We start from the raw sequence: 12,575 nt of genomic DNA, 5'->3' as shown, positions 1-12,575 counted from the left end.
TTTCACTCCTATCCAATAAAACCATAGTTTTGTAATTTTTCTTTTGTTAATGCTTCTTTTGTTGATTCAGATTTATTTTCGGCAAAACGCGTACTTAATAGTCGCTCCATATATTTTGCCAACATGTCATACTCTAAATTGACACGGTCTCCCAGTGTCTTCTCTCCTAAAATAGTAGCCTTCTGCGTTTCAGGAATTAAAGAAATAACAAAACTATCGTCTGTTACATCAAAAACAGTAAGTGATGTTCCATCTACTGTAACCGATCCTTTTGGCATCAAGTAGGGTAAACTCTTACTATCAACTGAAATTGCCATATAGCGCGCATTAGCCTCTGTCCAGATTCGATCAATTTCTCCAACCGTATCAACATGACCTGAAACAAAATGGCCGCCAAATCTTCCATTTGCATGCATTGCTCTTTCTAAATTAACTTGCATACCAATTTCCGATTTTGATAAGGAAGAATAACGATATGTTTCTGGCATTACATCAACCGAAAAGCCTTTTGTATCAAAACTAGTAACAGTTAAACATACACCGTTAACTGAGATACTATCACCGATTTTGACATCAGCCAAAACAGTCTCTGCATTAATCGTAAGTTTTAAACTATTTGCTTGTTGCTTTACCGCCTTCATTCTACCTTTTTCTTCAATAATCCCAGTAAACATTTAGTCTCCCTCCTGTAAAGGTCGTGCAATTATTTTAATATCAGGACCTACTTGTTCTATCGAGTTAATATCTAGATCAATTGCTTCCTTCATATTATTTGGAGAAATACCGCCGACAACAGAAATTGCATCACTTCCTGCTAATAGTTTTGGCGCAATGTACCAATGGCATTCTTGAAATAAACCTTCTCTAACAAAAGAACCATGTAACGTACTGCCACCTTCAACATATAACGATTGAATACCATGTTCTCCTAAGATATCAAGTACAGCAGTTATTTCTAGTTTTTCAGTTTGTAATTGTATTAACTTAACATGTGCATGTTTACGTTGAAAGTCATTTGTATCAGCGTTTTTACCACAAATAATCCAAGTGGTAGCTTCATTGTCTAAAATTTTAGCATCTGGATTAATCATTAAATTTGTGTCTAAAATAATACGAATAGGATTTTTACCACCTTGGGGCAATCTAGTGGTTAATCGTGGATCATCTTGCTTAATCGTATTACTCCCAACCATAATCGCGTCATGTATTGCACGTTGCTTATGGACATCTTCTCTCGCTTCTTCAGATGTAATCCATTTGCTATCGCCAGTTGCTGTCGCAGTTTTGCCGTCTAACGTCATCGCGGCTTTTAACGTGACAAATGGTCGTTTATTTTTCATATAATAAAAGAAATATTGGTTTATCTTTAACGCTCTTTCTTCCTTCAAACCAACTTCTACTTCTATTCCAGCCTTTTTTAAAATTTCAATTCCCTTTCCTGCAACTTCTGGATTAGGATCAACACAAGCAATATAAACTTTTTTCACTTTTCGTTGCACAAGTAGTTCTGCACATGGGGGTGTCTTACCATAGTGAGCACAAGGCTCTAAGGTAACATAGACATCCGAACCTTCTGCCTCTTCTCCTGCCTGTTGCATGGCAAGAACTTCTGCATGTCCTTCGCCAGCTTTGAGATGACTTCCCATTCCAATAATTCTGCCATCTTTAACAACGACTGAACCAACAGATGGATTTGGGCTTGTTTGTCCTATTGTGCTCGTAGCAAGTGATAATGCTAAATCCATGTATGTCTCTTTTGTCACAAGTATCCACTCCTTATAGCGGAAATACAAAAGCCCCAGATCATTTAAGATGATCCGGGGCTTTTTTTGATAGACTAATACTCCTAAATAGAGTGATTAGCTCTGATAAGCGTTAGCAAACAAACGCATGCCTGTTCCATACGTTTATTGTTGTTTTTCTTTTCCCATCCAGACTTTCACTGTCGGCTTTGGAATCACACCAAATCCACCTTCGCACAAAATGTGCTCCGGGTCACGGACTAAAGGTATTACGCATACCTATCACCGTCGGTCGGGATTTACACCCTGCCCCAAAGAAAAACCTATTCAATTGTTCATATTTTAACATGATATTATGTAAATTGCACGTAAAAAAATTCAAGAAGAGTCAATTGATCCTATTCCGATCTGCTACAAGAACAAAACCATGTGATCGGCATCATAATAGGTATCCTTATACTTTAATGATCTTTCTTCTGTACCACATATTTCAAACCCCATTGATTTATATACCTTTTTGGCTGCACTATTCTTTGTAGAAACAGTTAAATAAAGTTGTTCTATTTCGTTTATAGTTTTCGCCTTTTCAATTGCCTTTAGTAGTAACGCATTACCTAATCCCTTACCTCTGTTTTCTGGTTTAACGTAAACAGCAACAATATTTGCTCTGTGCTTTAACTTTAATTTAGTTTCCTTAACTAAAGAAATAGTACCAATAAGCTCAGACTGTTCAAAAGCTCCAAAAGTAAAGGAGTCTAACGATAATTTAAACCTATTTATATACTTTTCTATGGAATCGTTTTTTTCCTCTTCATAACTTGAACCAAATGCTTCCGGATTTTCTTGTAGTGCAATCAGCCTGTTCGTAAGGTATTCAGAGGCATCATCTGCTACTAATTGTCTTATTTCCATTTGATTTCCCTCTTTTCATCCTTTACCTTTATCGACACTCATGTTTAATCGGAGTAATGTTATTTTCTTACTAGTAGCCCTGATAATCAGAAATAAGATGTAACCAATAATAGTTCCAGAAGAATTAAATAATAGATCATCAACTGTTCCATACCTTGTAGGTGTAAAAGTTGCTTGTGTTAATTCAATTGTTAATGAAAAGATGAATCCTAAAATTAGTATTATAAAAAAATTCCGGGTATGCCTAAATAAGATAGGTGTGAGAAGACCAAATGGAACAAATAGCATGATATTACCTACTGAGTAAAGCAATTGGAACATTAGATAGCCATCTGCCATATTTAATAGGTTATAAAAGAGGTTTAGATCAAAGCTAATAGACCGTTCTTCTGCTAGTACATTTATAAAATAAAATGGTCGCATGGTTAGATAAGATACCGCTAATAAATAGACAAAAAATAGATGTATAATTATTTCTTTGATTAAGTTAAAATGTCTTTTGTTTTTTATGTAATGGTTACCTCTAAACCATATCCAAAATAAAATAGTAAATACATATATTATTAGAGGATCTAATATGATCATTCTTAAGTATCCTTCCTATAGCCAGTAATCATTTTTACGTTGTAACATATAGTTGGACGTCTTGTCCACCTAATATAATACTCTTCTCTAATACCATGTTTAATTTACTCGCTACCTTTTGAGAAGCAATGTTTCCTGGCTGAATAAGCGCAATAAATCGTTCTATTTTTAACTTCCGCTTTCCATAGTCTTTTAACGCTAATGCCGCTTCTGTTCCATACCCTTTTTGCCAGTAATCCCGAGCAATCCAATAACCTATTTCAAGCTCATTTACTCCATTAATTGTTTGCGGAACAATACCTGCATGTCCAATCGGTTTGTTACTTTTTTTATCAATTAAAAGATGTAGGCCTAAATTAGGATTACGCTCATATGTATCAAGAATCCAATTTAAGAATGTCTCCGCGCCACTATTATCTTTCGGTTTGCCATTCCCGATATACCTAACTATCTTAGGATCAGAAACTAATGCATATAAAAATGGAAGATCACCTTTATTATAAAAACGAAAACGTAACCTCTCTGATTCAATTCTCATATATAAACATCCTTTTTATATTTTATGCAATATAGGAAATGAAAAATGCCCTTATGAAAAAATAAGCATAGCCCACATCATTAAAATGGCTATGCTTATTTCCTACCTCACCGGCTACACACTCTCTACCTACCAAGCTCTTCTCCAATAATCCGGACTTCACGTTCTAATTCCACATTAAAGTTATTTTTTACTGTTTGTTGGACCATTTTAATTACCGCAATGTATTCTGAGGCTGTCGCATTATCTTTATTAACAATGAAACCAGCATGTTTAGTCGATACTTCCGCACCACCAATACCTTTTCCTTGCAAATCACTGTCTTGAATCAGCTGACCAGCAAAATATCCCGGTGGTCTTTTAAACACACTACCGCATGAAGGGTATTCAAGTGGCTGCTTCGACTCTCGTTTAAAAGTTAAGTCATCCATCACTTCTTTAATTTCTTTTTCTGAGGCAGGTTGTAAAGCGAAATGCGCCTCTAAAACGATATATTCTTTATCTGGAATGTTACTTGTACGGTAGCCTAAATCTAATTCAGAAGCCTGAAGTGTATTTACTTCACCGTACTTATTAACAACGACTGCCCTTTTCAGGCAATCTTTCACTTCGCCACCATATGCTCCAGCATTCATATATAACGCTCCACCAACTGTTCCAGGAATACCACACGCAAATTCTAGACCCGAAAGTTTTTCTTGTAATGCTTTCTTCGATACATCTATAATGCGTGCACCACTCTCTGCAATCAACGTGTTTTCTTCTCGTCTCACAGCAGTGAAACGCTTCGGACTCATGACAATACCACGAATCCCACCGTCTCTTACAATTAAATTAGAACCATTCCCTAATAGGGTAAACGGGATTTTTTCGCGGTTAGCGAATCTGACAATTTCTTGTACTTCAGCTACACTAGCTGGTGTTACAAAGAAGTCTGCTTTTCCGCCTAGTTTAGTATACGTATGATTTTTTATAAGTTCATCTATTAAAATATTAGTTTCTGCTGTTAGTTGAAGTAAATCTTGATAAATCGAATGGTTTTCCACGATTTTAATCATCCTTTAATTTGTCTATATGACATAGTAAAACTGCACATTAAATTATAGCAGGAGTTTGGATGATAAGCCAACAGGATTTCATTGGAACTGTTAAATAACCGTTGCTCCTAGCGTATTAATAAAATGTTCAAGTGCCCAATCATGTCCTGCTTTATTAAAACTCGCTACCGCTTCTTGATAAATCACAAGTTCAAAACCTTTGTTATAAGCATCTATTGCCGTATGCAACACACAAATATCCGTACATACGCCCACTATATGCAATTCCTCAATTTGACGTTCCCGTAATTTAATCTCTAAGTCTGTCCCAACAAAGGCACTGTAACGTGTTTTATCCATATAATATACATTTGATTGATCTTTCATTTGATTATATAAAGACTGTAGTTCACCATAAAGCTCACGACCTGAACTTCCTTTTATATTATGCGGTGGAAACAATTCAGTTTCAGGGTGAAAGGTATCCTCTTCGTCATGGCCATCAATAGCAAAGACCACATATTCACCAGCACCAATAAACTGTTCGGTCAATCCTACAATTTTATTTTCTATTAATTGTCCTGGCTCACCGCAAGTTAAGTTACCCTCATCTGCCACAAAATCATTTGTATAATCAACATTAATTAATGCTCGTTTAGTCAATATGTTCACACTCCTATATTTTTAATAAATCGGTATTTAGAAAATTCAGTAAGCTAATTATAGCGTAAATATAAGTAATATTGAACACACTATACAAAAAAACCTTTAAGATAACAGCCTGTTATCTTAAAGGTTTTGTCTACTGTCTTTTTTATAAAGAGGGCATGCCATGTACAGATTTAACTTCTAAATATTCCTCAATTCCAAAGTCACCCCACTCACGGCCTATACCAGATTGCTTATAGCCACCAAATGGTGCTAAAAAGTCAGTGTCTGCATCATTTACTGTAATGCGACCAGCCTTAATATTTGAAGCAACATCGCGCAATGTTTCTGGAGCTTTACCTACTACATAACCGGCTAGACCATAGATCGTGTCATTGGCAATTTGTATTGCATGGTCGAGGTCATCATACGTAATAATACTCATTACCGGCCCAAATATTTCTTCTTGAGCAATAACAGAATCATTTGATACGTCTGTAAATACAGTTGGTTTTGCATAATAGCCTTTCTCAAGTCCATCTGGTTTTCCAGTTCCACCGACAAGTAGCGTTGCTTCTTTCATTCCTTTTTCAATGTAAGATTGTACCGTATCCCATTGATCTTTAGAAACTAATGGTCCTGTTGCAATACCATCTTTTCTAGGATCACCAACTGGAAACGTCGGTAGAATTTTTTGAACACTTTTTTCAAATTCATCCTTCATAGACTTTGAGACAATTATTCTTGTTGCTGCTGAACAAACCTGACCTGAATTCGTCATAATATGTGAGATTGCAGATTTAGCAGCTTCATCCACATCTGCATCTTCTAATACGATAAGCGGTGATTTACCACCCAATTCAAGTGCTACTTTCTTGATTGATTCAGCAGCATTTTTCATTATTTTTTCACCTACCGCACCAGAACCCGTAAAGGATACAAAAGAAATATCCGGATGCGTACTGATTCCATCACCAATAACCGAACCGGAACCATTAACAAGGTTAAATGCTCCTTTAGGTAGACCAGCCTCATCAATTATATCCGCAAGAATCATTGCAGCAAATGGTGTTTTTGATGCCGGCTTTAAAACGACTGGGCTTCCGGCTGCGATTGCACTAGCGATTTTAGTTGATGTCTGATTGGTCGGAAAGTTCCAAGGTGTTATTAAACCACTCACACCAATTGTTTCTTTTAGAACGGTATGACCCCCTCGGTCCTCCGTAAATTCAAAGGATTTCAATGCTTTAATTGCGTTACTAAAGTGATTAAGTCCCATGGTATAGTGAACCTCTTCAGAAACAGTTAGTGGTGACCCTAATTCATCTGTCATGACTTCAATTAATTCATTTTTTCGCTTTTTATAGCCTTCGACAATATTCTCTAACCACTGTATACGCTCTTCTCTCGTTGATTTAGAGTAAGATGGTAATACCGTTTTTGCTGCATTGACAGCTTTATCTAAATCTTCCGTTGTTCCTGAACTAATAGTTCCGATTGTTTCTTCTGTAGCTGGATTTATGACATCAATCGTTTCAGAACCGCTCGATTCAATCCATTTTCCATTAATAAAATGTTGTGTTTGATTCTTCATGATATCTCTCCTCTATATTATTTAGCTTGTTTATTTGAAATTGCTCACACTACTTTTATACCCGTTGTTTACAAAATAAAACAATTGAAACATTATTCAAATACTAAAAAACATACAAAAAAAGTCCTGAATCACTAGTAATCTAGTGATTCAGGACTTCTATTATCGTTATCCCATTAATGCAACCATCAATGCTTTTTGCGCATGTAAACGATTTTCCGCTTCTTGGAAAACTACTGAATGATCCCCATCAATAATCTCAGCAGTTACTTCTTCACCACGATGGGCGGGTAAACAATGCATAAAAGTATAATCAGCTTTTGCATGTTGTAATAATTCGGTATTCACTTGATAGGAAGCAAACAGTTTTTCACGGGCTTTTTGTTCACTTTCCTGTCCCATACTTGCCCATACATCTGTATAAATAATATCAGCACCTTTAATTGCTTCAATTGGATCAGATGTAATGGTAATGTCAGTTCCATTCGCAATCGCTTTTGCTTTATCAACAACTGATTGATCGGGTAAGTATCCAACTGGAGCAGCTGTGCTAAAGTGCATACCCATTGTTGCGGCACCCAAAATTAATGAATGTGCCATGTTATTCCCATCACCAATATAAGCTATTTTTAAACCAGCCAATTGACCTTTAACCTCTTCAATTGTTTGTAAATCGGCCAACACTTGGCAAGGATGATAGAGGTCTGTTAATCCATTAATAACTGGAATACTCGCATTAGCAGCCAATTCTTCTACATCAGATTGTGCAAAAGTCCGAATCATAATACCGTCTAAATAACCTGATAAAACTTTTGCTGTGTCAGAAATTGGTTCACCTCTACCAATCTGGATATCCTTAGAGCTTAAGAATAATCCCGTTCCACCAAGTTGATAAATTCCTGCTTCAAAGGATACGCGTGTACGAGTCGAAGATTTTTCAAAGATTAAGCCGAGTACTTTACCCTGTAAAGGCTGATATACTTCACCCTGCTTTTTCTTCTGTTTGATTTCTTTGGCTAGTTGAAGTAAATACGTAATTTCTTCTTTACTATAATCAGCTAGCGTTAGAAAATCTCTTCCAGCCAGTTGTGTTTGTAAGTCTTTTACAGCTACGGTCATCGTAACACACGCTCCTTTTTATTAAGTTTATTACCATCCAATTGATAATGATTAATGGCAAAAGGTGCCTCTTGCTCACCTGTGGTTGCCTTTAAGTATGCAACAAAAGTTTCAGAGGCTGTCAGACATATCACACCTGCCTGTAGTGTGCTTTCACGTAATTGTTTATGTGCTTCACCCAATTTCGTGCTACACACTAAAACAAATGTTTCCGCATCATTTGCTTCAGTAGCTACCTCTACAGATAAAACTTGTTCCACATTTATATTATTTGCTTTTAAAAGATCTGCTGTTTTTTGATCAGCAACAATCTTTCCTTCTATATCGTTGAGCGCTTCAATAAGGCTATTACTAATCTCATCTAATGAGAGATAAATGCTTTTTTCACTCGTAATTGGTTGAAAAAATTCATTTTTCCAACCAAACGCTTTAGCCATTGCAGCCTCAACGGTTGAACCAATACCAATTGCTTCTCCTGTAGACTTCATTTCTGGCCCTACTATTGGATCAAGACCAGGTAATTTATTTGTTGAGAAAACTGGCATTTTCACTGCATAGAATGGAACATCTTCATGTAAACCAAGTTTCCATTCTTGCTCATCTAACTTTTCTCCCATTTGCACACGTGTGGCTAAATCTATCATTGGCACACCGGTTACCTTACTAGCAATAGGAACGGTTCTTGATGCACGCGGATTTACTTCTAAAACATAAATGGTCTTTCGATCTGCACTAATAACGAATTGAATATTCATAATCCCTTTTACATTTAATGCTGCTGATATTTTCTGTGTATATGTTTCAATCGTTTCTTTCTCTGTTTTCGATAAGCTTGGTGCCGGAAATATTGCGACACTATCTCCTGAATGCACACCTGCTCGTTCTACGTGCTCAAAAATACCAGGAATCAAAATATCTTCTCCATCACATATTGCATCTACTTCTACTTCACTACCAGTAATAAAACGATCTATTAATAATGGAAAAATGCGATTATGGCTTGTGCTTTCTTTTATTTGATCAATATGGGCAACTAAAGCCGCTTCATCCTCGATAATAACCATACCCTGCCCGCCAATAACATACGACGGACGAATTAAGATAGGATAACCTATTTTTGCTGCCATTGCTTTCGCATCACCTTTACTCATTACCGTATCACCTGGTATATGGGGTATATCTAATTTCTTCAATAGTTGATAAAATTGATCGCGATCTTCTGTTGCTTCTATTACACTCAATTCGGTACCGATAATCTTAACACCTTGTTTAGCTAATCCATCTGCTAGATTAATAGCTGTCTGTCCGCCAAACTGAATGAGCACACCTTCTGCCTTTTCTTTTTTTACAACTTGTAGGACATCTTCCTCTGTCAACGGTTCAAAGTATAAATGATCAGCCGTATTAAAATCGGTACTAACTGTTTCTGGATTATTATTAACTACAACAGCATCAATATTTTGGTCTTTTAACGACATCGCCGCATGAACCGAACAATAATCAAATTCAACTCCCTGACCAATTCTAATAGGTCCTGAACCCAATACGACCATTCTTCTTTTCCCTGTTAACGCTTCTACTTCATCTATTTCATTCCATGAACTATAAAAGTAAGGGGTGTCAGCTGAAAATTCTGCAGCACATGTATCTACCATTTTATAAGAAGGAAATATCTTACTTTCTTCTAATTTCTGTTGGATAACAGTCGTATCTACATGCCATAAGCTAGCTAACCGCTTATTCGATATACCGAATTGTTTCGCTTTCTTCAAGTCTTGCACAGACACTTTATCCCATGCTTTTTGTTCAAGTGCTTTTTCTATTTCGATCATTAATGCAATCTCATGTAAAAAATACTTTGTAATTTCTGTAATCTCATGTATTTGTTGAATCGTATAGCCTCGACGATAAGCTTCTGCAATTACAAATAATCGTTCATCTGTTGCAAGATCTAAAGCCTGCTTCAACTCTTGATCCGTTAATTTTTCTACCCCAGGTAAGTACAGGGAATCCAAACCAATTTCTAATGACCGTATCGCCTTGTTCATTGCTGTCGGGAAGTTACGAGCTAATGCCATTACCTCACCTGTTGCTTTCATTTGTGTTCCTAACAAGCGATTTGCTTGATGAAATTTATCAAATGGCCAGCGTGGTATTTTGACAGCGATATAATCAATTGCCGGTTCAAAACTTGCATACGTATCTCCCGTAATTGGGTTTAGCACTTCATCTAAGTGATAACCAAGTGCTAACTTTGCTGCAATACGTGCAATCGGGTAACCTGTAGCTTTCGATGCCAAGGCACTAGAACGGCTTACACGTGGATTTACCTCAATAATAATGTGTTCATTACTGTTGGGATTAAGTGCAAACTGAATATTACAACCTCCAATAACCCCGAGCTCGCGAATTACTTTAACCGAAGAAGTACGCAACATTTGATATTGATAATCATTTAATGTCTGGGACGGTGCTACAACAATACTGTCTCCCGTATGCACACCAACTGGATCAAGATTCTCCATGTTACAAACGATAATACACGTATCGTTATCGTCACGCATCACTTCGTACTCAATCTCTTTCCAACCTTTAACACTTTGTTCTATTAACACTTGGCCGATTGGACTAGCATGCATACCACTTTTCACTATTTTTCTAAGCTCTGTTTCATCTTTAACAATTCCACCACCAGCTCCACCTAGTGTATATGCTGGGCGAACAATCAATGGATAACCTACAGACATAGCAAAACGAATGGCTTCATCCACAGATGTAGTGGAGACACTTTCTGCAGTAGGTTCACCAATCTCTTTCATCATTGCTTTAAAAATTTCTCGGTCTTCCCCTTTTTTTATTGTTTCTAATGGGGTACCTAATAATTCGACATTATTTACTGCTAGAACATTTGCTTCTGTCAATTCCATCGCTAGATTTAAGCCTGTTTGCCCACCCAACGTAGGCAACAGACCATCTGGTTTTTCTTTTTCAATAATCTTCGTTAAAGAAAGAAGTGTCAGTGGCTCTAAATAAACCTTATCTGCAATATTTTCATCGGTCATTATCGTAGCTGGATTATTGTTGACCAGTATCACTTCAATACCTTCTTCTTTTAATGCTAAGCATGCTTGTGTACCGGCATAATCAAACTCAGCAGCTTGCCCGATCACGATTGGACCAGAGCCAATCACGATTACTTTTTTTATAGAATCTAACTTAGGCATGCTGTTTCTCCCCTTTTACGCTTAACTGTTCAATAAAGTTAACAAAAATATGATGTGTATCAATTGGCCCAGGATGTGCTTCTGGATGAAATTGAACTGTCATTACATCTTTTGTCTTATGCTTTAATCCTTCGACTGATTTATCATTTACATTTATATAAGAAACGTTCCATTCATTCTGATTTATAGAAGCTTCGTCCACAACGTAACCATGATTTTGTGACGTTATTACTACTTTTCCAGTTAACAAGTTTTTGACTGGATGGTTACTACCACGATGACCATAAGGTAAACGTTTTGTTGAGCCACCAAATGCCAATGCAATTAACTGATGTCCTAAACAAATCCCTAATGTAGGATACATTTCTGCAACCTGCTTAATTGTCGATAATTGTGGTGTCAGACTTTTAGGATCCCCTGGACCATTTGTTAAAATAATACCATCAGGTTTTAGAGAGATAATCGTTTCGAGCGTTGTATTATAAGGAACGACTGTTACATCGCAACCCAACTCTAATAATGATTGTGTGATCGAGTGTTTATAACCAAAATCCATTACTACCATATGTTGTCTTAAAAAGGAGGAAGGTACATGTAACGCGGTCAATTGTTGGATTTTATCAACGGATACTTTTTGAACGATAGTTGGGTCAACTTGACAATATGTCGGGACATCTTTAATATCTGATGTGATTTTACCGTACACTTCTCCATGTTCACGAATAATACGCGTTAATGCACGTGTATCAATTCCATATAAGGCTGGAATTTCATACGTGTTAATCATCTCCACAATTGAATAGCTAGACTGATAATGCTCTGGTGTATCACAGGCATTTGAAATAATTAACCCCGCTAATGCTGGGTGGATACTTTCTTTACTTATATCGTTACAACCATAATTACCGATCAACGGATATGTTAACGTAACAATCTGTCCAGCATAAGAAGGATCAGTCATTACTTCCTGATAACCTGTCATTGCGGTATTAAAAACCATTTCACCTTCTTTTGAAATAGGTTTTCCAAGCCATTTTCCTTCCAATACATCCCCTGTATTTAAAACAAGATAACCTATTTCTTCTGTCATGATTTCTCCCTCCAGATCCGTACAAGTAATAAATATACTGAATAACTTATAAATATACATTTTATTTTTAAGGAAAAACTAGCCGC

The 12,575-nt window shown here is 36.5% G+C and carries 11 protein-coding genes and 1 riboswitch; all 11 genes read right to left on the bottom strand.

Features of this window, described 5'->3' with window-relative positions:
- Nucleotides 1-8: 8 nt before the first annotated feature.
- The 11 genes from ribE to DM447_RS02085 all read right to left on the bottom strand — a co-directional run bounded on the left by ribE (nt 9) and on the right by DM447_RS02085 (nt 12,489).
- Nucleotides 9-674, bottom strand: coding sequence for a riboflavin synthase (gene ribE, locus DM447_RS02135; protein ID WP_112179678.1), 666 nt, complete (start codon nt 672-674; stop codon nt 9-11).
- The gene (ribD, locus tag DM447_RS02130; RefSeq protein WP_232824229.1) at nt 675-1,763 is read right to left on the bottom strand and encodes a bifunctional diaminohydroxyphosphoribosylaminopyrimidine deaminase/5-amino-6-(5-phosphoribosylamino)uracil reductase RibD; all 1,089 of its coding nucleotides are present in this window, start codon (nt 1,761-1,763) and stop codon (nt 675-677) included.
- Nucleotides 1,764-1,915: 152 nt separating this feature from the next.
- Nucleotides 1,916-2,065: riboswitch (FMN riboswitch) on the bottom strand.
- Nucleotides 2,066-2,153: 88 nt separating this feature from the next.
- The gene (locus DM447_RS02125) at nt 2,154-2,654 is read right to left on the bottom strand and encodes a GNAT family N-acetyltransferase (protein WP_112179676.1); all 501 of its coding nucleotides are present in this window, start codon (nt 2,652-2,654) and stop codon (nt 2,154-2,156) included.
- A 15-nt stretch (nt 2,655-2,669) separates the two neighbouring features.
- Complete coding sequence (locus DM447_RS02120; protein WP_112179674.1) at nt 2,670-3,239, bottom strand: VanZ family protein; 570 nt, start codon at nt 3,237-3,239, stop codon at nt 2,670-2,672.
- A gap of 34 nt (nt 3,240-3,273) precedes the next feature.
- Nucleotides 3,274-3,777: a GNAT family N-acetyltransferase gene (locus tag DM447_RS02115; protein WP_112179673.1), complete on the bottom strand. Its 504-nt coding sequence runs from the start codon at nt 3,775-3,777 to the stop codon at nt 3,274-3,276.
- A gap of 125 nt (nt 3,778-3,902) precedes the next feature.
- Complete coding sequence (gene murB / locus DM447_RS02110; protein ID WP_112182623.1) at nt 3,903-4,826, bottom strand: UDP-N-acetylmuramate dehydrogenase; 924 nt, start codon at nt 4,824-4,826, stop codon at nt 3,903-3,905.
- Between the two features lie 99 nt (nt 4,827-4,925).
- Complete coding sequence (locus DM447_RS02105) at nt 4,926-5,480, bottom strand: cysteine hydrolase family protein (protein WP_112182622.1); 555 nt, start codon at nt 5,478-5,480, stop codon at nt 4,926-4,928.
- A gap of 148 nt (nt 5,481-5,628) precedes the next feature.
- Nucleotides 5,629-7,056 (bottom strand): aldehyde dehydrogenase family protein, encoded by a 1,428-nt coding sequence (locus DM447_RS02100; protein ID WP_112179671.1) that lies wholly within the window; start codon nt 7,054-7,056, stop codon nt 5,629-5,631.
- Nucleotides 7,057-7,224: 168 nt separating this feature from the next.
- Nucleotides 7,225-8,175 carry an ornithine carbamoyltransferase gene (gene argF / locus DM447_RS02095; protein ID WP_112179669.1) on the bottom strand — a complete coding sequence of 317 codons (951 nt, stop codon included), beginning with the start codon at nt 8,173-8,175 and terminating at the stop codon, nt 7,225-7,227.
- Nucleotides 8,172-11,399 (bottom strand): carbamoyl-phosphate synthase (glutamine-hydrolyzing) large subunit, encoded by a 3,228-nt coding sequence (gene carB / locus DM447_RS02090; RefSeq protein WP_112179667.1) that lies wholly within the window; start codon nt 11,397-11,399, stop codon nt 8,172-8,174. Before carB ends, argF begins: the two co-directional genes overlap by 4 nt.
- Nucleotides 11,392-12,489 (bottom strand): carbamoyl phosphate synthase small subunit, encoded by a 1,098-nt coding sequence (locus DM447_RS02085; RefSeq protein ID WP_112179665.1) that lies wholly within the window; start codon nt 12,487-12,489, stop codon nt 11,392-11,394. The genes carB and DM447_RS02085 overlap by 8 nt, the downstream gene beginning before the upstream one ends.
- Nucleotides 12,490-12,575: the final 86 nt, after the last annotated feature.

It is taken from the genome of Paraliobacillus zengyii (assembly GCF_003268595.1).
GTDB classification, from domain to species: Bacteria; Bacillota; Bacilli; order Bacillales; family Amphibacillaceae; genus Paraliobacillus_A; species Paraliobacillus_A zengyii.
Note: the sequence above shows the minus strand (reverse complement) of the source record. Positions and strands in the feature narration are given on the sequence as shown.